Source organism: Paenibacillus mobilis (assembly GCF_058267595.1).
Window position 1 is genome coordinate 12,329 of record NZ_JBZCMS010000010.1, and the last position, 22,155, is coordinate 34,483.

Genomic DNA, 22,155 nt, shown 5'->3' on the forward strand with positions numbered 1-22,155 from the left:
CCTTATACCCCCGACAACAGATCGCGGATTTCCGACACTACAAAGGGATGAACCGTTGTGCCTTGCCCGTAGGCTTCGCCCATTTTCCGGCGCGTTTCGGCCATGCCTTCCTGCCAGCCCGGAGCTTCCCTGTCCGGATTGGCGGTTTTGAACACCGCCATGATCTCCTGGACATGTTTCGGGCGCGGTCCCCAGAAACCAAGCACAGATCCGCCGGTGTCCGCCACGATCACGATCGGAATGGAGCGGCCCCCCAGCGTCATATATTCATCCATCACTTCGGGATGTTCTTCCAAAATCAGCACTTCGGACGGAATTTCGGCAGCTTCCAGCAACCGGAACACAACCGGAATGTTGCGGATTACGTCTCCGCACCAGTCGGCGGCTACGATTAAAACGCGCAGATCATCACGAAATTTCAGGCTTTCAAAAAATTCGCGGTCTTCCTCGCTTGGCCAGGCAAAGCTATCATAACCTTGGATAAACGTTTCCTTGTTTTGCGTCATAGCCTCAATAAACTGCTCGTGGCTGATTCCTTTGCCGAATTTATGGGCGACATTGCTTTTTTTGCTCATGGTCTGGGTCAGGCCCCTTTCTTCCTTTTATTTGAATAGAACCATTTAATCAACACGTAAGCGATCAGAAGCGCAAGCGCAACCAGCAGGATCGGCATGAGATAGGGCTGGGCCTTTTCGTCGATATTCTCCCACTGTTCACCCAGCACCGTTCCGAGATACACGAACAAAATGCTCCATGGAACGCTGGCGAGCGTGGTCAGCAAAATAAATTTGCCGAGATTCATCCGGGCAAGCCCAGCCGGAATCGAGATGGCCTGTCTCGCCACCGGCACAAACCGGGCGAAAAACACCATGCCGGAGCCGTATTTCAGGAACCAGGCCTCGGAGGCGTCGATATGTTTTTTGGTCATAAAAATATATTTTCCGTATTTATCCAGCACAGGTCTGCCCCCGTAACGGCCGATCCAGTAGAGGAAAATCTGGGCGATCAAAGCACCCAGCGTTCCGAAAACAACGGCCCCTGCAAAAGAGATTTCCCCCTGGTGAACCAGGTACCCTGCATAAGCCAGCACGATTTCGCTCGGTATGACCTCGACCATAAGACCCAGCATAATGCCGAAATACCCCAGCCCTTCAATCCAATGCAAAAGATTGCTTACAATGTCCGATAACACAGTTGGCCCTCGCTCTCCGTAATTATTCTTTTTTACCCTCTTTATAAACTCAATCTACCATACCATCAAGACGACGGGAAAACGAATGGTTCCGAAGAAGCGATCGTCTCGGTCCTGCTTCCCAATTTCATCCTTGGAAGGTTAATCCGATGCGTCATTGCGGGTCTTTGGACGCTCTGCGCCAATCTGTCCGCGAAGGGCATCAAACCTTCTATGAATAAAGCCAGCCGCCAATCTCCAGTCTATTCTAGCATAGGAGCGGACATGCATTCTACTTTGCGCCGGGCGGTACCGTTCAGGACAGCAGCGCATATGCTGTGGGAGTAGAAAGGAGTGAACGGCATGCCTTTGCAGGGACCCAAACCGAAACATCAAAACGCGCTGCCGACCGCGCGTAAAATCCGCCGAAGCTGCAGCAAAGAGCTGTACCGGACGGTAAAACGGATGAACCTTTATATTCCGGCCGAAAAAATAGCGGAGGGCGAAACCTTATATTATAAAAAGGTCATCGGCAATCTGGTCTGGATCGGGGAAAACCAATCCAACCGCAAGCTGCTTGCGGACTGGTGGGACGAAGCGGTCAGCGCGGAACTCGCCGAGCTCTGGGAGGTGGACCCGGAGAAGCTGAGGCAGGCTTTCCGGGCGGCTTTTTGCGGGGCATAGAAACCGCCAGGTCAAGTTAAGGCGAACGCGGCGGAGCCCTGCTGCATGGCCGTTCTGGGGCTGAGTTCCCTTCCAAATTGCCGTTCCAACACGGCGGCTTGCTCGCGGGCCTGCTCCGTCATGTAAAATCCGCGGTCGTTGCGGACCACGGCGGCTGAAAGGCTTTTATCCAAAGCAGTATAACGGCCATATAAAAAAAGCCCGGCTTTGGCGGCCTGCTCCGCCGCGGCCTCCTCACCCCTGCCGCGCTTTAGCTGCGCAAGCGCGGCCAGGCTGCGAAGCGCTTCCGTCTGCTTGACCCGGTCAAACCGGTCAAGCCGCAGCGCTTCGGCCCACAATGCGGCGGCCCGTAAATCTCCGCCGGAGGCGGATAAGACGGCCAGCCGGCTGTACAGCTCGGGACTGCGCGGCGTATAGCGCAGGCCCGAGCGCAGCAGCAGGACGGCTTCCGGTTGCGGAAGCCGGTCGGCCAGCGCCGTCCGCACCGCCGGACGGAGCGGGTTCAGCTGCAGCGATCTCTGCAGCTCAGAAACGGCTTCGCCCCGGTTTATGCTGCCGAGCGCCTGGCGGTACAGCCCGTCGGCCATAAACAGCCGCCAGCAGGTAAGGCCTTCCGCAAACAAACATGCGGTTAAAGCCAGTCCGGGGAGGCTGCGGAGAAAAAAGGCGGCTGAAGCCGAAAGGCCGGTCCTGGTTCGGGAATTAGGATTTTCCGCTTCCCTTTTGCGTCCACTTAAAGACTTGGACAAGCCTGGATAGAGATAGGCGTCTTCTTCGGGTATTCCGGCTTCCGCTTGGGCCATCATCCAAATCAGCAGCAGGCCATAGATACCGAAAGCGAAATCAAAATCTATGGCAGCGTGCAGAACCAAAAGCAAATAAGGCCAAAAGCTGTCGCTGCGGGCCTTGACCAGCACGTATCCCTGCCAGACCAGCCAGCCCAGCCAAACTACACTGCCGGTCAGTCCCAGATTCAGCAGCACATCAAACGGGCCGCTGTGCATCACCGAACCGACGTACGGCCCGCTCTGCACGCTCCGGTAAGCGGACCGCCAAACCTCGCCGCCCTGCCCCCACCAGGGTGCCTCTTTAAATAAGTTATAGGCGTCCCGGAACATCAGCAGCCTTGCAGCGGCCGTAGAAGGTCCGGTTCGCAGCAGCGCTTGGGCGCCGGTTTCGCCTAGGGGAACATAAACAGCAGCGAGGATTAAAACGGCCGTCGCAAAGCCGTGCAGCAAACCGCTGGAACCGAAAGGGACGGACGGAAGCGCTTGCCGCAGCAGCGGCAAGCCGCTGAGAAATCGGCCCGCTGCCTGGAGCAGCAGCGGCGCCAGCAGCGCTGCAAGCATGGCCGCCGCGAGTTCGGCCAGCCCGGGCAGCGCAGCGGGCGCAAGCTCCGCCTGGGCGAGGCGGCGGTAAAGCACGATGGCGCCGGCCAGCGTCCAGCCGGTGCCGGCAAGGAGCCGCCCGCGCGCCGCGCCGCGGGCGGTCAGCACGGCCGCCCCCCAGGCGGCCGCCGCGGCGAGCCAGGCGCCGCGGGATTCGCTCAGCAGCAGGCACAGCCCGTAGGGCAGTGCCTGGGCTGAGGCGGCAAGCCGCCCCGCCGGGCTGGCGGCTTGGGGCGGCCGGGCAAGGCGCAGCAGCTGCAGCACCAGGAAGGCGCCCATCAGGGCGCCGAACGTGTTCGGGTACTGCAGCAGCCCGCCGAGCCGCGCGCCAAACGCGGCTGTGCCGTTGTCCGCTGTCCGCAGCACCGCGTGCGGCAGCGGAAAAAGGCCGTACACCGCCGCCAGGGCGGTGTACGCCAGCACCGTGCCGATGAGGTCCCATCCGGCACGCAGGAGCAGACGGCCGCTGGGCCGGGCGGCCGTCCAGGCCAACGCGGCTGCCAGCACGGCCAGCCAGCTCCAGCGCAGCGCCGCCTCCAGGGTGGCCTGCATGGACAGCGGCGAGCCGCCCAGCCGCAGGGCGTACAACAAAGCTAGGGCGGCAGGGCCGGCCGCCGCCGCTGCCATTCGCCGCGGCACTCTTCCCCGCTGCTCCCTGCCTTCAGCCGGCTTTCCGCCTTCGGCCTGTTCCGCGAAGGCAGCCCCCGGTTGGCCCCATGCTCGTTGTCCACATAAGAATACTCGGCGCGCAAGAAGCGTCCGCCATAACCCTATCGCCGCCGCTCCCAACAACCAGCAGGCGGCAGGCACATAAAACGACCGGTTAAAATATAGTCCGGTCTGCAGACAAACCCACAATCCCGTAAGGATTAACAGACCCGCAGACCCCACTGTTCCAACCGTTTTCGCTTTTCCCTCTGTTGTCCGGCCTTTTTCCTGTTTCATCCTGCCTCCCCCGCTTCCCTTCATAACTTGAATAAACCAAAAAAGCCAACCTGCCCGGGAAACATTCCCCTAACAGTGTTGGCTTTTTTGAGACCCGTCAACCCTCGGCAGGCCATGGCTTCAGCTTGTTTGCAGTCTATTCTCCCTGCGGCAGCAGGTCCCGGCAGGCGTTCTCCAAATAAGGCGAAGCGCTGAGGAAGCTGCGAAACGCCGTATATTCCCGCCACAGGCGGTCCGTTTCGCCGGAGGAGCCTTTAACGGCGCGGATCATAATATTTTTAGGCGTATGCTCCATATCGATGAACTCCAGCAGCTGGGTTTTGTAGCCCAAAATGTCCAGCAGCTTGGCGCGGATCGCATCCGTCGCAAGCGCCGAGAAACGTTCCTTGAGAATACCGTGCGCCAGCAGCGGCGCCAGCTCCGGAGCTTCCACCTGGCCAAACAACTCGTGCTGGCAGCAGGGCACCGACAGAATTACCGATGCGTCCCAGCGAACCGCCTTTTCCAATGCGGCATCGGTGGCCGTATCGCACGCATGCAAGGTCACGACCATGTCCACCCGGCTTAATTCGTCATAGTCCGCAATGTCGCCGACAAGAAACCGCAGATTTTTATATTCGAGTTTGTTCGCCAGCATACTGCAGTGTTCGATCACGTCCGCCTTCAGATCCAATCCGACAACCTTCAGCTGCATGCCCCGTTCGATTGACAAATAGTGATATAAAGCGAAAGTGAGGTACGATTTACCGCAGCCAAAGTCGACGATGGTCACCGGACGGTCCTGGGGGAGTTCCCCAGCCACGTCTTCGATCATTTCGAGGAAACGGTTGATCTGCCTGTACTTATCGTACCGCTTAGCGAATACCTTGCCCTCCGGGCTCATGATGCCGAGCTCCACAAGGAAAGGAACCGGCTTTCCTTCCTCCAGGATATACTGCTTTTTCCGGTTGTGGCTGAGGGAAGCCGCCTGCTTCGAAGCCGCTTTTTTCAGGATCGAGACCTTAAATTTCTTGCTGATCAGCACCTGATAATCGGCTGCCGGGGTGTTAAACAATCCCTGCCGGAAGGTGGTTTCGAAATGCTCCATCAGCCGCTCCTCCAGCTGCCCGGGCAAAAGATTGTCGTGAAGAACTTTATTGGCGTAATGATAAGCCAGCTGATAATGAAGTTTGCCTTTCAGCTCAATCGGCTTTACCTGGACTTTCGTATATTCCTGTCCGTCCGCTTTGCTGCGGCGCTGGCTGATCGTAGCCGTAACGAGGCCGTCTTCGCCCGTTCCAGCCGCTACGATATCCTGAATGAGCTTTCGTATAGATTCCATTGCAATACCGCTACCTTTCATCAATCAAAGTGTATATAAGGAGCCTTAGAAGGAGGCCAGAAAAGAGGCGTCCAGCTTCCCGCGCAATACGGTGACGGCCGGACCGGCTATTTTGACCCGGTCTTCCTCCAGCTCAAGCTCCAGTTCCCCGCCTCTTGCTGAGGCCTGGAACGCTTTTAGTTTACTTTTTCCAAGTTTTGTTGACCAATACGGAGCGATTCCGCAATGGGCGGAACCGGTAACCGGATCTTCATTGACGCCCACGGCCGGGCAAAAAAAGCGGGATACGCAGTCAAAACCGGCGCCTTCCGCGGCAGCGGTGACGGTGACGCCGCGAACCTCGATATCCAGCAGAGCCCGGAAGTCAGGGGCCAGCTTCCGTACCGCCGCTTCCGAATCCAGTTCAGCCAGCATGTCTTCGCCGTAACGGTAAAGGGCGGTAAGGTTTTTTTCCTGGAGTCCCAAAGCGGCGGCAAGCCGCTGCTTCACTGCGGGGCTGCTTTCCTGGACGGGGCGATGCACGGGGAAATTGAGTTCGATCAGGCCGGCCCGTTTCCGGGCCGTAAGCAGGCCGCTTAACGTCAGAAAACGCGCTTCCTCGCCCGCTCCAAGCCGTCCTGTCTCCCACAAAATATGGGCGCTGGCCAGCGTAGCGTGACCGCATAGCCTTACTTCGGCCGCGGGCGTAAACCAGCGGAGACGGTACCCGTCTTCCACTTTGGTTAGAAAAGCGGTTTCCGACAGGTTCATTTCCTGTGCGATCTGCTGCATCATGGCCGATTCGAGCGGCTGCTCGCAAATACAGACGACAGCCGGATTGCCGCCGAAAGGACGGGAACTGAATGCATCCACAATATATAACTCCACCCTTATTCCTCCTTCAAGTCACCGCTTAACGGTCCTCAATCAAGCCTTATTAGACGCTTCATTCCCGTTCACCAGCCCGAGTCCTTCAAGCACCTCTTCCCTCGGAAGTCCACCCTGTTCAAGGGTTTCATCATCAAGCTCAAGCAATCTTCTGTAAAAGGCCGCACTTTCCTCGTCGCCGATCTCCCCGTCTTTACGCAGGCGGAACAGGCAGTCTTCGGCTTTGTCAAACCGTCCTTCCTGCTCTTCATAGCTCAGCAGCAGCTTTTCGGTATCGGCCGGCAGCCGGTAGCCTTTGACCGCGGCAAGCACCTCGCCCACCTCTTTGTCTACGCCCCAAAGCTCCTTGTCCGCTCCGTGAAAGACGGAGTAAATAAACAGATGGAGAGCCTTCATTAAACGTTTCAAGCCTTCATCCGTGTTGTTCAATTCTAGATAGATGAGTCCCTCTTCCTTCATCAGCCTGGCCATGCTTTGAAGCTTGTCCGCCTCCACTTTGTCGCCTAGCCGGAACATATCGATAATATCTTTAACGGACAACGAATTGAGCAGCTGGCTGTTCAGGCGGAAATGCCGTTTAAACAAGTCGTCCAGCTCCCACAAGGCTTCGGTGTGTTTCTTCTGCTGCTTCAAGCCGAACACGGACGCCACCGCTTCCGTCATATCTTCAATCATGCGAACCAAATAATCTCTTCTAAGCATGGTATGGCCTCCCGCAGCACTTTTTAAAATAGGTGATAAGTCGGATTTTGCTGATTTAAAAATAGTCTATGTACACAAATTGTAAGCCATTTAGTCCGAGTTTGCCATCCGTACGGCGGCGCGGCCTTTCCGATCCCCCGTTTTGAAGGTTACCGAAAAAAAGACAGGCTCCGCAAAAGCGAAGCCCATCCGGGGAAAGCTGTCTATTTCCGGTCCTGCCTCCCGGCAAAACCTGACCCTTTTTAACTTGGTAAAGATCCATTAAGGAGTTTATTGTTTGGCTTGCTCTTGCTGATGAATGCTGCGGCTGAAATCTTCAATAACTGCTAAAAGCTGCTCAGGCGCTTCGTACATGCTCATATGTCCAGCGCCTTTAAGCACCGACTTCGTCACGTTGCCGCCTTCGGCTGTGAAGGTGCGTTCCATCGGCACCACCTGGTCCTTCTCCCCTGCCACAAGCAGAACCGGCAGCGTGGTGGAGGACAACACATCCCGGCGGTCAATCCGCTCCCGCATCGCGAGGGCCGCACCCGCCGCTCCCTGCGGAGGCGTACGGTAACCGATCTCGCGAACGGCATTTACGGCAGCTGTCATCGTCTCCGCGTTGCCTGGCGCAAACAGCCCCGGCACCAGTCCGTCAATGAAGCTCGTAATGCCGGACTGCACGGCTGCCGCCGCCTTGAGGCGTTTCTCCTTGGCTTCCTCGCCATCCGGATAAGCCGTGGAATGAATAAGGCCAAAGCCGTTTAATTGGGCCGGGTAATGCTGGGCAAAAGCCAGGGTGACATAACCGCCCATCGAATGGCCAAGCATCGTGCAGGCGTTAATCTGCAGGTTATCAAGCAGTCCTTTTATATCGGCGGCCATTTGTTCAATGGTATAAGACCCCAGGGGCGCATCGCTGGAACCATGGCCGCGCAGATCAGGCACCACGCAACGGTAATGTTTGCTCAATTCCGGAATAATCGAGTCCCAGTATCCCGCACTGCCGCAAAAGCCGTGCAGCAAAACGATGACTTCACCTTCACCACGGTCCTCATAAGCTATATTTAAGCCATTAACCAATGTTTTCTCCATGCTTCCAACCTTCTTTCTTTATAAATGAAACATTAACTACTATTAAGCCATTTGCTTGCTGTCTGAAACGCTTCCGGGCTCAGATTCGTCCAAAAGCGGCGGCTGCAGCGGCGGCAATTTCTTCCGCCATCCGCATAACCAGATGCAGGGACGTGGTTTGCAGCGCATGATAAGGCTTCGGCCCCTTCCGGTTGACGACCCCCGCAATGCTGTAATCCCCCACGGGAGGAAACCTGAGACCCACCGATTCCGCGGGCTGAAGCGGAGAACGGGCGGCGAGATACGATCCGACGGACTGCTCCGCGCCCAGGCAGGCGTCTATGGCGATCCGGGTTTTGCCCTCCGGCAGCTGCTGAAGCTTCCGGTGAAGCGTGTCGGCATCGCACGGATCCGGCAGGGTTCCTACTACCGAGCTTATGCCATATGCAAGCAGCCTGCTGCCGGTCAGCGGACCTAAAGCATCTCCGGTCGATCTGTCCGTTCCGATGCAAATAAACTGGAGTTCATCAATAGAATGTTCTGCGGCAATCTCCCGAAAAAAAACCTCAAGCTCCGCCCGATTCATCCTGATCCGGGCCGCAGGCTCCGTTCTCTGCCCTTCCAAAAAGCGGTTTATGGCCATGCTTGGATACTCCTTCTTTCTTGTTGATCCGATTGTACCCCAAATCCGGAATGAGCACAAAATCCGCGTAAAAAGCGTGAATCCCTTGATCCGGCGTGGTACAATACGGAAAGATTACCCGAGCCGGGAAAGGATGTGCCTTATGGATTTAAGTCAAAAAACGCAGGAAAACGTGGAATATATGATTGAGGCAATTAAAAACAAACTGAGAATGGCCACCGGCGCTGCCATGCAGGCTTCGGCTTTTTCCGTGGAACGATATGAGGATATTCAAGAGGTTTACGAAATCGTTATGAGCAAGGAGCGGCTCAGCATTTCCGAGGTTGAAGCGCTAGCGTCCGAGCTGGGACAGCTTCGCAGCGACAAGTCCTGAATAAAGCAAAGCTAAAAAAGCTGTCCTTTCAAGGATCAGGCGTTGCAAACCACAACAGCCGATCCCTGAAGCGGGCAGCTTTATTTGTTAGCGGCGTTCCTCTTCTTTCATCTGTTAAGGGATTTTTCTCTCCCCTTCCTCCTCTCCCTTACGGGAGATCTACCACAAGCAGCTCTGTCAATCCTTTACTGGCGGTTCCCGTAATAGTGATCGGCAGCTGCTCATGAATTCTGGCGGAGTCACCCGACTGCAGGCCCAAGACCTCCTCCCCGCAGTTCACTTTGATGTTCCCCGAAACAACAAAAATATAAGTCCTGCGGTCATGCACCGCTATCTCAAGCTCGCTGCCAGTCTCCAATATGGAAGAATAAAGGGTCAAATCCTGGGCAATCGGGATGGAAAAAGGATCCTCCCCTCTTCCGGAAACCGCCGGGAATAACCGATTAAAACGCTGGTCCTTCTCCATGGTGAGGCTCTGCTGACGCGGCTCCAGTCCTTGCCGGGCCGGCAGGAACCAAAACTGTAAATACCGTGCGGGTACGCTGCTTGACGGGTTGGATTCCGCATGGGTAACCCCCGTTCCCGCCGTCAGCACATGAACGCTTCCTGCCGGAAGGTCCGCAGCCGTCCCTAAACTGTCCGTATACCGGAGGGTTCCCTCCACAACCATCGTGACGATCTCCAAATCATGATTGGGCCTGTCTTTTCCGTAATGGTCCGCCATAAGAACATGGTCATTATGCACCAGCATACAGCCAAAATGTTCATTCCCCGTATCCTCGTATTCCGAGAAAGAAAAGCTGTATTCGCTTTGGATGGGGCCCTTATTAGATGTATGGCGTTCAGCCGAAGTCTGTTTTTTAATCATAGGTCAACTCTCCTCCGCAGGATTTCCTTCTACAAAAAGGGGAACCCTGCTGTAATTGTCTATTTAATACCCTCCGGCCATTTTCCTTAATCAACTCTCCGCCTATAAAAAAGTCCCCTTTCCGCTAATGGATTCTCTCTATTTTGCTTCACCCTTCTTCCTTATTCTTCATCGCTCGCTTTGTTTCATGGCCTTTCATCAAGTTTATATACGAAGTAAGCACAGCTTGAAAGCCCAGCAAGACTAGGACAGGCCGCAGCAAGGGGGATACATCATGTGGGCAATTCCGATCAGCATCCTGATTGCCGTCCTTATCGGATTAATAGGAGAAGCACTGGCCGAAAGCGATCTGCGCGGCGGTGCCATCAGCGCAATCGCTGCCGGACTAGCCGGTGCCTGGCTTGGCTCCTGGCTGTTCGACGACTTTGGCCCGGTGGTTGACGGGTTTGCCGTCATTCCGGCCATCGTAGGGGCTGCATTGCTGGTTTGTATCATTGCCGCTGCCTCCAGGCTGCTCGCCCGAACCTTGTAAATAAATTTTGATAAGGAGTGATTCAATATGAATAACGCAGTGAAGGAACAAACGGTACAAAGCGGTTCTAAATTTGTTAAAGGTGCCGTCATCGGCGCATTGGTCGGCGCGGCTACAGCGCTTCTCTTTGCTCCAAAACCTGGACGTGAGCTGCGCAGCGACTTGGCCGACAAAATGAGCATGGCTGCGGACAAATCGAAAGATTTGTGCGGAACAGTCGGTGAAAAAGCCTCCACTCTTTATCAGAACGTGAGCGAAAAAGCCGGCTCCTTGGCCCAAACGATCAGCAGCAGCGCCGGCTCTGTCGTAAACAGCGTGAAAGAAGCCTCGGCAAACGTGGCGGAAGAAGCGAAAAAAGGCGCAGCCGACGTGATGGATGCTGAAGCGGACATGGCTAAAAACGTGAAGGATAAAACGGCTGAAGCTGCGGAAGATGTGAAGGATTCCTCCAAGGACGCGGCGAGGGACGTTGCCAATAAAGCACATTCCACTGCTACTTATTAATCCATTCCTTGTCCCTTGGGAAATAGCCAGCTGTCCTTACGGCTGGCTATTTCTGTCCTGCCGGAAATTGTTTAGGAAAGCGAGGGAGCCTGATGGCTAAAATTTACGACACCAAAGACCATCCATTCGAACTCAGGCACGAAGTGAAACGCCTGAACACCCGTCTCGACGATATTGCGACAGCGCTGGAAAAGTCGGACTTTCTGGATATGATCGAAAATTACACCAATCCGAAAAAAAGGCTTATTTCCAACTTTACGGCCGGTTTATCGCGCGGCCTGGGATTGACGCTAGGTACGGCGGTCGTGCTTGCCCTGTTAGGCTGGATGATCAGCCTATTCGTCAACCTTCCATTAATTGGAGAATATATCGGGCAGCTTCAGCAGTATATTGATGCCTATAAGCAGCAATAGTAATTTATGGACAAGCTTATCCTTAGGTTTTATAACCCTTAATCGCAGAGGAGGCGTTTAGGCATGCCGCATGTTAATCCCGAAGGTGAACAAGAGCAGTATGTGGAGAAACAAATCGAGGAGGCCCGGGAAGGCGAATATCCGAAGCATAAAAATCTCCATGAAGCGCAGAACGGGTCCATGGTCAACGATATGGAGGACCTGAAGCAGCTGGGCGAGGATATGGATGAAATGCGAACCAACAGTGAAGACGAAAAACAGGGTCTGGTTTCGGATCCGGAGCAATAAGCATCAGCGGGAATAACACGCTCAGGCTTCTTAGCGGATTTCCGGTTTTCCGTAACAACCCCGTTCGGCGGATTCCTTACGGGTCCGCTTTTACCTTTGTCTAAAACCGATTTATATTTATAAAAACCTAAGCCGTGCGGCTTAGGTTTTTTATAAATTGGAATTTTTCCGCCGTACTCTGAGCAGATCTCCCGTCCATCCTTTCACCCACATCCAGGCATACAACCCGAAAGTACTGAGCAAAACAATGGCTATAATAACGGCGAACCCCCAAGCCCCCTTTTTTATCCACGGCAAATAGTCGAAGTTCATGCCCCAAATAGCGCCGATCACCGTCGCCGGCGTAAAAATCGCCGTAATGATTGTCAAGGTCTTCATGATCTCATTGCCCCTGAAGGCGGAAACCGCGTCATCGATCATAATGAGGGTATCGATTTCTTTTTCATAGTGGCTGAATAAAGTCTCCATCCGGTCCGCGCGGTAGTAGAAACGCTGAAAATAAACGCTTTTATCGAGCTTGTCCATGTAGGCTTCCCGTGCGGCGGTAATCAGCTCCAAATAAGGAATAAACAAATTGCTCCAATACAGCAGCTCAAACCTAGCGTTCAGAATCTGGTCCATAATATCCTTTTCATTCCGTTTCCGCATCGTTTCTTCTACCCGGCGCAAATTGATTTCGAATTTATCCATGCCCTCGTGAAAATAATGAAGGATCGTCCGGGACAGCACAAACATGCCGTCGATCGGCATGGGGCAGTCCGCCAACATGCTGATCCTTTCCCTCGAATTCATGATAAACCGCGTATGTTCATCCAGGTTAATCGTCACCAGCTCGGTCCGGCTTACAAAAAACAGGAAACGTTCGCATTCCGCCTCCGAATTGATTTCCTGTTTGACGGAGTAGGGCATAGCTCCGAAAATGATCGGCTCTTCCCCTTCGGGAAATCGGACGGACAAATAGTTGGTGTTCAAGTCCGGGATCCCGACGATCCATTCCTCCGTCACGGGTTTGTCCAACAAAAGACGTTTGATTTCCGGACTGTTCCAGTCTTCGATCTGCAGATCCGTCCAGGTCCAGCCCTTATCCATCTTCCAAATCCGTTCCCTGCCTAACCCTTCCCTCATCCGCTTTAGTCTCCTAAACAGCCAGATTTCCAAAAAGACACGTCCATGATTGTTAAAATCACGACGTGTCTTCAGGATTTTACATGATGTAATTGTCCCATTCTCATCACATGCCCGAGTTTGACATAATCTGCTTCAGCTTTTCTGTCGCTCTCTTCTGTATGCGTGAGACGCTCATTTGCGAAACGCCCAACTTCTGGGCAATAGCCCGCTGGGATTGTCCTTCCTGGAAAGCGAGCAGCAGAACCTTCTGCTCCTGCTCCTTCAGTTGGCTCATCGCCTGCTGAAGGTCCATTCTTTTCTCCACTGTATCGTAATCATTGGCATCATGACTGATCAATTCACCAAGCGTTGCGGCACTTTCGTCCTGAGAAAGCGGGGAATCGAGGGACACATAATGATAACATTCCCGTCCCGCCAGCACTTCAACCGTTTCTTCCACGGAAAGCTCCAAAAATTCCGCAATTTCCTTGACGTCCGGGGAACGTTCTAGCTTCACGGTCAATTCATCGATCGCCTGCTGGACCAAAGCGCCTTTTTCCTTGATGCGGCGCGGAACCTGAATGTACCAGGACTTGTCCCGCAGGAAATTTTTCATATGACCGATCATGCTCTTCATCGCGTAAGGCTCGAAAGGGATACCCAGCGCTATGTCGTACTGCTGAAGCAGGCGAATCAGCGCCATTTGTCCAACCTGATACAAATCTTCGTATAAATCGGGACGATTGCGGGCAATCTTGCCAGCAGCCATCTTCACCATAGGCTCGTACTTCTGAATCAGCACCGTAGCAATTTCATTATCTTTGGTCTGCTGGTATTCCCATATCAATCCCGTTGATTCGTTAAGAGCTTCGGGGGGAGTCAGCTTATCCGTCATACTCTCTCCTCGCTTCGGGTGAGTTTACGGGTTAAGACGACCTTCGTCCCCTTCCCTGATTCATTCACAACGCTGACATCATCCATCAGCGCCTGCATCAGATAGAAACCGAGCCCCCCGATTTGCGCTTCGCCCAATTCCTTGTCATGGAGCGTAGCCGATTCATCGTCCTTATAGGATTCAAAGCTTTCGCCGTTATCCTTGACGGTGATGACAAGCTCGTCCGGCCGCACATCGAACACAACCTCGACGATGCCGTTATCGTGATTATAGGCGTACAGAACCGAGTTGTTACACGCCTCCGATACGGCAACTTTCATATCTTCGATATCTTCATAGGAGAATCCCATTTTAGAAGCGATCCCGTAAAGATTCAACCTTACGATATCCACATAATCCGCAGTAGCCGGCAAAGTTAATTGTACTTGTTGTACTTCATCTTTCATACTTTCTTCGATCCTTTCCTTATTGGGAATTCTCTTGTGAGGCAAAAAACTTCGCAATACCGGTCATGTCAAACAGTTTCTGAATTTGGGCCGGCACTTCACGGACATAAAACTGAGCGTTCATTCCATGTCTCACTTTAAGAATAGAAAGCAGAATTCCGATTCCTGTACTATCGATGTACTTTAATTGACTCAGGTTCAAAACAAGATCCTGCTCGCTATTCTCGACCAGCGGTTCCATGACCTGCCGAAAGTCGGGAGCAACGGACAAATCCAATTCGCCTTGTAAGAATACGGTGCAAGTGCCATTATCCATTTGCGTCGTAGCGGAAAATTTCTCATTTTTATTTGTATTCATAGACAATCTCTCCCGAATGTTGGTTTCTATAATCTATACCCTCTAGCCGCCCTCTATGAAACATAACATGTTCATCCATTTAGTTCCAGTCTTCTCTGCGAAAAGGCGGGCACCCCGGTCTCTACCTCGTATTTAGCCAAAATCTCTTTAACCGCCCCTAGATTCACCGGTTTGCTGATATAATCATCCATTCCCGCTTCCAGGCAGCGTCCCTTGATCCCTTCCATCACATTGGCCGTCATCGCAAAAATGTATGGCGGTCTGCCCCCATGGTGGCTGGCGCGGATTTGTTTCGTTGCCTCCAAACCGTCCATCACCGGCATCTGCAGATCCATAAAAATATAAGAGTAATGCTGCTTGGCGGCCATCTGGACGGCTTCCCTGCCGTTCTCCGCGATATCGGTCCCATATCCGAGTTTGGCCAGCATGCTGCTCATCAGCTTCTGGTTGATCGGGTGATCATCCACAATCAAAGCCCGCTCCTGGATATAAGCGGAAGGATGTTTCTCCCGGATCTCTCCCTCCAGCTTGCCGACCTCGATCTCTTCTTCGCACTTGCGGGTAACGATGCTGAAAGAGAAAGTAGCCCCGCGGTCTTCCGTGGATTCGGCTACGATATCCCCGCCCATCATCTGAACCAGCGTCCGGCAGATGGCAAGCCCAAGCCCCGTGCCCCCATACTTTCGCGTCATCGAAGAATCCAGCTGGGAAAACGGCTGGAACAGCCGCTCGCGTTTCTCTTCGGCAATACCGATCCCCGTATCTTTTACCGTAAACTCCAGCGTAATTTCGTCTTCATTCTCTTCCTTGGGCAGCACGACCACATAAATCCCGCCTTGGTCGGTGAATTTGACCGCATTGGAGATCAGGTTGATCAGCACCTGTCTTAAACGTCCCATATCGCCATAAAGCACTGCAGGGATATTTTCATCAATAAAATAAGCCAGCTCCAGCTGTTTGCGCCCCGCCTCGACCGAAAAGAGATTAAAGACCTCCTGGACGCCCGAACGCAGCTCGAAAGGACTTTCCTCCAGCTCCATTTTCCCGGATTCCATCTTGGTGAAATCCAGAATGTCATTGATGACCGAAATCAGCGTATCCGCACTGTTCCGGATAATTTCAGTATATTCCTTCTGCTCTTCCTTCAGATCGGTTTCCATGAGCAGGTCAATCATGCCGATTACGCCGTTCATAGGGGTACGAATTTCATGGCTCATCATGGCCAGAAATTCCGTTTTGGCTTTGGCGGCAATTTCCGCCGCTTCCTTGGCTTCGACGAGTTCCCGGTTGATTTGCTCGAGCTCTTTCGTTTTTTGATGCAGCAGAGTCGTTTGGGTTTTGAGCTTCTGGTTGGTTTTGAACATGCTGACGAAACCGTCGATTTTGGATTTCAGAATCTGCGGGATGAAAGGTTTGACCATATAATCGATCGCACCGGCGGAATAACCGGCAAAAAGATGCTCCGCCTGCTTGCTGTTCGCCGAAATAAAGATGATCGGAATATCTTTGGTTTTGTCCCTGGCCTTGATCAGCTTGGCCGTTTCAATCCCATCCATCCCCGGCATCTGCACGTCCAGGACGATCACGGCGAACTCGTCTTTCAAAAGGCAGCGCAGCGCCTCCTCGCCGGAGGTAGCTTTGACGAGATTATATTCCTCGCTATCCAATACGGCTTCCAGGGCAAGCAAATTTTCTGGACGGTCATCGACCAGCAAGATGTGTATCGGTTCTTCTACCCCCATGAGATCCTCCTAACCAAAGCTGACGCATCCCCCGCCAGCTCTTACTCATTTGATTTTACGGTATATCTTCTCTACCCGGTCGAGCGGCTCAAAACAGTGGGAAAAATCCGTGAAATGGATCGACTCCTTTGAGCCGAGCACCAGCACGCCAAAATGGCTCAAGCTTTCATAGAACAGCTCATGCACCCGGTTCCTTAAGGTTTCGTTGAAATAGATCATGACGTTCCGGCAAAAGATCACGTTAAACTCGTTAAAAGAGCGGTCTGTCGCCAGATTGTGCTCGGCAAAAATCATATTTTTCCTGAGAAAAGGATGAAACATGACGGAATTATATTTTGCCGTATAGTATTCGGAGAAGGAACGGGTGCCTCCCGCCTCGATATAGTTTTTCGTGTACAGCTTCATTTTCTGTATACCGTAAATGCCTTCTTTGGCCTGCTCCAAGGAGCGGGCATTCATGTCCGTGGCATAAATTCTGGCCTTATCGTACAACCCTTCCTCATGGAGCAAAATGGCCATGGAATAAACCTCTTCGCCGGTGGAGCAGCCCGCATGCCAAATCCGGATGTAAGGATAGGTCCGCAGAATCGGCACCACTTTTTCGCGGAAAGTTTTAAACAAGCTGGGATCCCGAAACATCTCCGTAACCGGAATGGATAGATTGTGAACCAGCCGGTCGAACGAATCCCGGTTATGCAGCACCTTCTCCTGAAGGCCGGAAATTGTTTTGAGACTCTCGCTGTGCACCGAATGCCAAATTCTCCTCTTCAAAGAAGGAATCGCGTAATTCCTAAAGTCGTAACCGTACATCCGGTGAACCCCTTCAAGCAGCAGTTCGATCTCGATCGTTTCACGCTCGTTCATCTCCGCCGCGGAAGAAAAGTCAACGTCCATCTCTTCATTATTGGATTCTCTGGATGACATTTGTCTTACCTCAATTCTATCTAAACTTGACTCCTATGTCTTACATTTAAGTTCCATTACCCAGTTTCGGGCTTTACGAATACAACCATACCCGCATCAGCGACAGCAGCTGGTCGGTCTGAATCGGTTTCTTCATATAATCCGAAGCTCCCGCCTCAATGCATTTAACCCGGTCTTCCTTCATGGCTTTAGCCGTCAGCGCGATAATCGGCAGTTTCTCAAACTCCTTTATTGCCCGGATTCTCCGCATGGCTTCATAGCCGTCCATCTCCGGCATCATCATATCCATCAGAATCAGGTCAAAGTCACGATGCTGCTCCAGCAGCTCGATGGCCTCGCGGCCGTTCTCGGCGAAGACGACTTCCATCCGGTAGCCTTCAAGCACGCTGGATAAAGCAAATACGTTGCGCACATCATCATCGACGAGCAAAATCTTTTTGCCTTCAAACAAGGTTTCTTTATTATGAAGCTTCCGCAAAATGCGCCGTTTCTCCTCAGGCAAATCGGCCTCAACGCGGTGCAGGAACAAGGTAGTTTCGTCCAGCAGCCGTTCCGGCGATTTAACGTCCTTGATGATGATAGATTCCGCATATTTGCGGAGTTTGGTTTCTTCCTGCTTGTCCAGCTCCTTGCCCGTATAAATAATGATCGGCAGGTCATTTAGCTGCTCGTCATCGCGGATCTGGTCAAGCAATTCAAAGCCGGTCATGTCGGTCAGCATCAAATCGAGCACCATGCAGTCAAAGTGCTGATTGCGAAGCTCCTGTAGGGCCTCTTCGCCGGTGGATACCGCTTTGATCACGACATCGTCGTGGCCAATCAGCTCGATGATGGCCTGCCGCTGCGTTTCATTATCCTCTACCACCAGCAGGTGCTTCAAGCTTTTCTCCATGTAAGACTCGATATGGGAAAAGGCGCCTTCCAGATCCTCGCGGCTTGAAGGTTTTTTCAGGAAGGCGATCGCCCCCATCATCAGCCCGTGTTTCACATCATCTACCACCGATATGACATGAACCGGAATATGGCGTGTTTCCGCGCTGCTCTTCAATTCATTCAGGATGGACCAGCCGTCCATGACCGGAAGCTGAATGTCCAAAATGATCGCGTCAGGCAGGTAGCTGCGCGCCATGTGCAGCCCTACGTCGCCTTGCATGGCGGTAATGACTTTATAACCATAATTTCTTGCCATATCGACGAGGATTTTAGCGAAATGAATATCGTCTTCCACGACCAGAAGCACGCGGTCCTTCGCACCGATCTTCTCCCGGTCGTCTTCGATTAACTGCGTCGCCAGCTCGGCTTCCGCCTGCTGTTTCAATAGCGAGGCTGCGGAGGCAGGCGCGAGGAGGTTATGCGGTTCTTCGTTAGCTGCAGCCGCTTCCGCGCGGGCATCCTGCGCTTTTCTCTGCTCGCTGGTTTCCTTCGGCAGATACAGCGTAAAGGTGCTGCCTTCCCCTTCGGCGGTCTTGAGGCCGATACCTCCGCCAAGCAGCGAAGCCAGTCCCCGGCTGATCGACAGTCCCAGTCCGGTACCTCCATATTGCCGGCTGGTTGTGCCGTCCACTTGCTGGAAGGCCTCAAAGATCAGATCGGTTTTATCCTGCGGAATGCCGATACCCGTATCCTTAACCGAAATAGCCAGATATTCCACGGCAGGGTCGACGTAGGCAGGCAGTTCTTTCGGATCGGCTTCTGTGATCGAGAAGGTTACGGATCCTTCCTGTGTAAACTTGAAGGCGTTGGAGAGCAGATTCCGGACGATCTGCTTGAGCCGATGTCCGTCCGTCATAACGCGTTCCGGCAAGTCCGGATCCACTTTGACCTCCAGCCCTACCTGTTTCTTCTGGGCAACCGGCCCGAAGTTTTGTTTGACGAATTTCTCCAGGTCCTGCATGCTGACAAGTTCGCGGTTAATTTCCATTTTGCCCGCATCCACCTTCGAAAGGTCCAGAATTTCGTCAATCATTTTCAGCAGATCCGATCCCGACATATAAATCGTTTGTGCGTATTCAATTTGTTTATCGGTCAGATTATGCTCTTTATTTTCAGAAAGCAGTTGGGACAAAATGAGCAAGCTGTTCAGCGGCGTCCGCAATTCATGCGACATATTCGCCAAAAACTCTGATTTGTATCGGCTTGTCATATTGAGCTGAACGGCCTGTTGTTCCAATTTGTTTTTGGTTTTTTCGATTTCCTGGTTTTTCTCTTCGACCTCCTGGACCTGTTCTTCCAATGCCCGGGTTTTGGCCACCAGCTCCGTATTGTAATGCTCCAGCTCTTCCTGCTGGCGCTGCAGCTGGTCCTCGGAGCGTTTGAGCGCGCTGGCCTGCTTCTCCAGATTTTCGTTGGAACGGCGGAGCTCCTCCTGCTGGCTTTGCAGTTCTTCCGATTGAACCTGAAGTTCTTCGGTAAGCGCCTGGGATTCGCGCAGCAGCTCCTCGATCCGTAGACGGCCGGAAATATTGTTCAGAATAACTCCCAAGTGGCTCACCAGCTCGGTAAGCAGCTGCTCTTCAAGCGCTGTGAAATGGTCCAGGCTTGCGATCTCCACCACGCCCAGCAGCTCGTCTTCAAAAACAACCGGCTGAATCATGATGACGCGGGGATCGCTTTCCCCGGAAGCGGAACGTATGGAGACGTAACCTTCAGGCACCTGATCCAGCATAATCGGTTTTTTATCCGCGGCGCTTTGACCGACCAATCCTTCGCCGATCTTGAATTTTTTACGAGGCCGGGAATCTTCATCCATCCCGTAAGCGCCGGCCAGGAAAAGCTCATCAGGGGTTTTGCCGTCATCCCGGATGTACAGCGCCCCGAATTTACCGCCCAGCAGCGGCGTAAATTCGCTGATAAACATTTGCGAGACCTGCTCCAGGGAGCTGATGCCGTGAAACAAATCCGTAATCCGGGCAAGATTGGAGCTGATCCAGGCCTGCTCCTTCTGAGCCTGCGTATATTTCCGTTCGAGCTCCTGCTTCGCGTCAAGATCCTCCGACATCTGCTGGAACACCTTGGCCACGTTGCCGATCTCATCGGTCGAGGTGACCCTGATCCGCCGGATCGCTTTATATTTGCCTTTGCCGAAGCTGTTAATCATCATGGAGACGGTGTTCAAGCCCTTCGTAATGCTCGGCAGCACCCACAAGATGATGCTCAGCGCCAGCAGCAGGCCGGCGGTCATGATGCCGATCGACAACTGCAGCGATTGTTGGTAGGAAGCATTTGCGGACTTAATTTCTTCATCAACCTTCATATCCTGATAAGACGATAAGGAGAGCAGATTTTGCAGCAGGCTATTCTGCAGAGGGGTGCCGACCGAATTCCGGTTGGCTTTGGCTCCTTCTATGTCCCCCTTGCCTACCAAAAGGAACTGCTTATCAATAAAATCGGAATAAGAAGTCCAGTCGTTAATGACCCTCTGAATGATCGCTTGTTCATTGGCGTCCATCTGGGTGTTTTGGAGCAGCTTGTAATTTTGGACCGCGCTCTCAAACTGGCGATTGACTTCTGTTTTGGTTTCGCTGACCGATGCCGACGGATCAAGCAGCAAGCTCATCATGTCTTTCGTAATTTCGTTAACCGGCGTACGGATATTGCCGGAGTAACGCACCTTCAAATATCTGTCCTGATAAACCTTCTCAAGTCTGTCATTCATGTATTTCATGCGGTCATAGCTCACAAACGTAAGCACGAGCAAAATAGCCATAAGCAGGCTGAATCCGATCAGCAGCTTGTTTCTAATCTTCATCGACTGATTCCCCTTCTTTTAGCGATACCCAAACCAGGCATTTGTCGTCTTCTCTTTCCTGCACCAGCCCATCGTCAAAGAACAGCTTTTCTAACTTCACTTTATCCATTTTGTGGCTGCCTTTGAGCTGTTCGGTCAAATACTCCAGTTGGGCGTCCTGATCGCCTTCCACGGCTTCGAGCAACCCGTCGGTATATAGTACGATGTGCCCTTCACCGCTGTAAGTCAGCGTCCGGGGGGTCACCTCGATCTTGTCAAACAGGCCGACCGGCGCGCAAACGGTGGTCAGCTGCTCAACCGTTCCGTCTTCATGATAAAACAGTCCCGGAGGGTGGCCGGCATTTACATAATCGATCCGCTTGAATTTGGTATCCACGACCATATAAATCGCGGTGAAATAATATTGGACAAGACGGTTTTCAATATGCAGCTGGCTGAACCGCCGATTCAGTTCCTGGATCACTTTCTCAGGATCGACATAGGTATTTACGGTATCTTTCAGCACGGAAGCAATAAACATGCAGAATAAAGAAGAAGAGATGCCATGTCCCATCATATCCAGCAAAATAATGCCGTAACGGTCCTCCCCCAGCGGGTACCAAGCGTACAAATCGCCGGCCAGTTCAAACGACGGCTTGTACAAGGCGTCGACTCCAAACGCTTGTTCATCGAGCGGCAGGCTTAAGACCGCATTCTGAACCAGGGCAGCAAGCTTTAATTCCTCCTGGATCCGCTGGTCCCGCTCCTTATGCCAATCCTTCTCCTGCTTCAAACGCAGCGCAAGACGGATACGCGCCATCAGTTCAACCTTGTTGATCGGTTTCGTGACATAGTCCACCGCTCCGGCGTCAAGGGCTTCCGCCAGTTTCTTGGAATCCCCGACTGCCGTTACCATGATGATGGGGATGTCTTTTAAATGCTCATATTGCTGAACGATCCGGCAGGCCTCTATCCCGTCCATTTCCGGCATCATCATATCGAGCAGAATTAAATCGATTTGGGAAGCCGTATGTTTATGCAAGGAAGTCTGCTCCCCCACCCCAAGCTCCTGCAGCATATCATGAGCCGAGGAAACGGATGTCACGTTGCGGTAATTTTCTTTCTTCAATATTTCTCGAATTATAATAAGGTTAGTCGGATTGTCGTCTACGATTAAAATTTTCATATACCTCTCCTTTGG

The 22,155-nt window shown here is 52.8% G+C and carries 23 protein-coding genes; 6 read left to right on the forward strand and 17 right to left on the reverse strand.

Annotation, left to right across the window (positions count from 1 at the left end):
• Positions 1–2: 2 nt before the first annotated feature.
• Positions 3–575: a thioredoxin family protein gene (locus AC3ZPD_RS17480; RefSeq protein ID WP_490985565.1), complete on the reverse strand. Its 573-nt coding sequence runs from the start codon at positions 573–575 to the stop codon at positions 3–5.
• An 8-nt stretch (positions 576–583) separates the two neighbouring features.
• Positions 584–1,192, reverse strand: coding sequence for an undecaprenyl phosphate transporter UptA (uptA, locus tag AC3ZPD_RS17485; RefSeq protein ID WP_490985566.1), 609 nt, complete (start codon positions 1,190–1,192; stop codon positions 584–586).
• 342 nt (positions 1,193–1,534) lie between these two features.
• On the opposite strand from uptA, the gene AC3ZPD_RS17490 reads away from it, so the two are divergent.
• Complete coding sequence (locus AC3ZPD_RS17490) at positions 1,535–1,855, forward strand: dehydrogenase (protein WP_490985567.1); 321 nt, start codon at positions 1,535–1,537, stop codon at positions 1,853–1,855.
• Positions 1,856–1,866: 11 nt separating this feature from the next.
• Here the strand turns inward: AC3ZPD_RS17490 and AC3ZPD_RS17495 are convergent, their stop codons facing one another.
• The 6 genes from AC3ZPD_RS17495 to yyaC form a co-directional block, all read right to left on the reverse strand.
• Positions 1,867–4,188, reverse strand: coding sequence for a hypothetical protein (locus tag AC3ZPD_RS17495; protein WP_490985568.1), 2,322 nt, complete (start codon positions 4,186–4,188; stop codon positions 1,867–1,869).
• A gap of 136 nt (positions 4,189–4,324) precedes the next feature.
• Positions 4,325–5,509 (reverse strand): class I SAM-dependent methyltransferase, encoded by a 1,185-nt coding sequence (locus AC3ZPD_RS17500; RefSeq protein WP_490985569.1) that lies wholly within the window; start codon positions 5,507–5,509, stop codon positions 4,325–4,327.
• A gap of 45 nt (positions 5,510–5,554) precedes the next feature.
• A complete protein-coding gene (locus AC3ZPD_RS17505; RefSeq protein ID WP_490985570.1) occupies positions 5,555–6,376 on the reverse strand; it encodes a PhzF family phenazine biosynthesis protein in 822 nt (273 codons plus the stop codon).
• Between the two features lie 39 nt (positions 6,377–6,415).
• Positions 6,416–7,078 carry a DUF6483 family protein gene (locus AC3ZPD_RS17510; RefSeq protein ID WP_490985571.1) on the reverse strand — a complete coding sequence of 221 codons (663 nt, stop codon included), beginning with the start codon at positions 7,076–7,078 and terminating at the stop codon, positions 6,416–6,418.
• A gap of 270 nt (positions 7,079–7,348) precedes the next feature.
• Entirely contained in the window at positions 7,349–8,155 is an 807-nt protein-coding gene (locus tag AC3ZPD_RS17515) for an alpha/beta fold hydrolase (protein ID WP_490985572.1), read from the reverse strand.
• Positions 8,156–8,234: 79 nt separating this feature from the next.
• Positions 8,235–8,777, reverse strand: a complete 543-nt coding sequence (gene yyaC / locus AC3ZPD_RS17520; protein WP_490985573.1) for a spore protease YyaC — start codon at positions 8,775–8,777, stop codon at positions 8,235–8,237.
• Positions 8,778–8,919: 142 nt separating this feature from the next.
• Here yyaC and AC3ZPD_RS17525 point away from each other — a divergent pair, with 142 nt between their 5' ends.
• Positions 8,920–9,150 carry a DUF1128 domain-containing protein gene (locus tag AC3ZPD_RS17525; RefSeq protein ID WP_490985574.1) on the forward strand — a complete coding sequence of 77 codons (231 nt, stop codon included), beginning with the start codon at positions 8,920–8,922 and terminating at the stop codon, positions 9,148–9,150.
• 148 nt (positions 9,151–9,298) lie between these two features.
• Here AC3ZPD_RS17525 and AC3ZPD_RS17530 read toward each other — a convergent pair whose 3' ends face one another.
• Entirely contained in the window at positions 9,299–10,018 is a 720-nt protein-coding gene (locus AC3ZPD_RS17530; protein ID WP_490985575.1) for a pirin family protein, read from the reverse strand.
• 274 nt (positions 10,019–10,292) lie between these two features.
• Here AC3ZPD_RS17530 and AC3ZPD_RS17535 point away from each other — a divergent pair, with 274 nt between their 5' ends.
• From AC3ZPD_RS17535 to AC3ZPD_RS17550, 4 genes are all read left to right on the forward strand, one after another.
• Positions 10,293–10,550 carry a GlsB/YeaQ/YmgE family stress response membrane protein gene (locus tag AC3ZPD_RS17535; RefSeq protein ID WP_490985576.1) on the forward strand — a complete coding sequence of 86 codons (258 nt, stop codon included), beginning with the start codon at positions 10,293–10,295 and terminating at the stop codon, positions 10,548–10,550.
• Positions 10,551–10,577: 27 nt separating this feature from the next.
• Entirely contained in the window at positions 10,578–11,054 is a 477-nt protein-coding gene (locus AC3ZPD_RS17540) for a YtxH domain-containing protein (RefSeq protein ID WP_490985577.1), read from the forward strand.
• Positions 11,055–11,146: 92 nt separating this feature from the next.
• Entirely contained in the window at positions 11,147–11,467 is a 321-nt protein-coding gene (locus AC3ZPD_RS17545) for a DUF5665 domain-containing protein (RefSeq protein ID WP_490985578.1), read from the forward strand.
• Between the two features lie 63 nt (positions 11,468–11,530).
• The gene (locus tag AC3ZPD_RS17550; RefSeq protein WP_490985579.1) at positions 11,531–11,755 is read left to right on the forward strand and encodes a hypothetical protein; all 225 of its coding nucleotides are present in this window, start codon (positions 11,531–11,533) and stop codon (positions 11,753–11,755) included.
• A gap of 150 nt (positions 11,756–11,905) precedes the next feature.
• On the opposite strand, the gene AC3ZPD_RS17555 is transcribed toward AC3ZPD_RS17550, so the two are convergent.
• The 8 genes from AC3ZPD_RS17555 to AC3ZPD_RS17590 form a co-directional block, all read right to left on the reverse strand.
• Positions 11,906–12,880 carry a magnesium transporter CorA family protein gene (locus tag AC3ZPD_RS17555; protein WP_490985580.1) on the reverse strand — a complete coding sequence of 325 codons (975 nt, stop codon included), beginning with the start codon at positions 12,878–12,880 and terminating at the stop codon, positions 11,906–11,908.
• A gap of 106 nt (positions 12,881–12,986) precedes the next feature.
• Positions 12,987–13,757 carry a sigma-70 family RNA polymerase sigma factor gene (locus tag AC3ZPD_RS17560; protein ID WP_490985581.1) on the reverse strand — a complete coding sequence of 257 codons (771 nt, stop codon included), beginning with the start codon at positions 13,755–13,757 and terminating at the stop codon, positions 12,987–12,989.
• Positions 13,754–14,203: an anti-sigma B factor RsbW gene (rsbW, locus tag AC3ZPD_RS17565; RefSeq protein WP_490985582.1), complete on the reverse strand. Its 450-nt coding sequence runs from the start codon at positions 14,201–14,203 to the stop codon at positions 13,754–13,756. Before rsbW ends, AC3ZPD_RS17560 begins: the two co-directional genes overlap by 4 nt.
• Before the next feature lie 19 nt (positions 14,204–14,222).
• The gene (locus AC3ZPD_RS17570; protein WP_490985583.1) at positions 14,223–14,561 is read right to left on the reverse strand and encodes an STAS domain-containing protein; all 339 of its coding nucleotides are present in this window, start codon (positions 14,559–14,561) and stop codon (positions 14,223–14,225) included.
• A 71-nt stretch (positions 14,562–14,632) separates the two neighbouring features.
• Positions 14,633–16,303: a response regulator gene (locus AC3ZPD_RS17575; RefSeq protein WP_490985584.1), complete on the reverse strand. Its 1,671-nt coding sequence runs from the start codon at positions 16,301–16,303 to the stop codon at positions 14,633–14,635.
• Positions 16,304–16,348: 45 nt separating this feature from the next.
• On the reverse strand, positions 16,349–17,197 hold the full coding sequence (locus tag AC3ZPD_RS17580; protein WP_490985690.1) for a CheR family methyltransferase: 849 nt from the start codon (positions 17,195–17,197) through the stop codon (positions 16,349–16,351).
• 103 nt (positions 17,198–17,300) lie between these two features.
• Positions 17,301–20,975 (reverse strand): response regulator, encoded by a 3,675-nt coding sequence (locus AC3ZPD_RS17585; RefSeq protein WP_490985585.1) that lies wholly within the window; start codon positions 20,973–20,975, stop codon positions 17,301–17,303.
• Positions 20,965–22,140 carry a SpoIIE family protein phosphatase gene (locus AC3ZPD_RS17590; protein WP_490985586.1) on the reverse strand — a complete coding sequence of 392 codons (1,176 nt, stop codon included), beginning with the start codon at positions 22,138–22,140 and terminating at the stop codon, positions 20,965–20,967. Before AC3ZPD_RS17590 ends, AC3ZPD_RS17585 begins: the two co-directional genes overlap by 11 nt.
• Positions 22,141–22,155 lie beyond the last annotated feature (15 nt).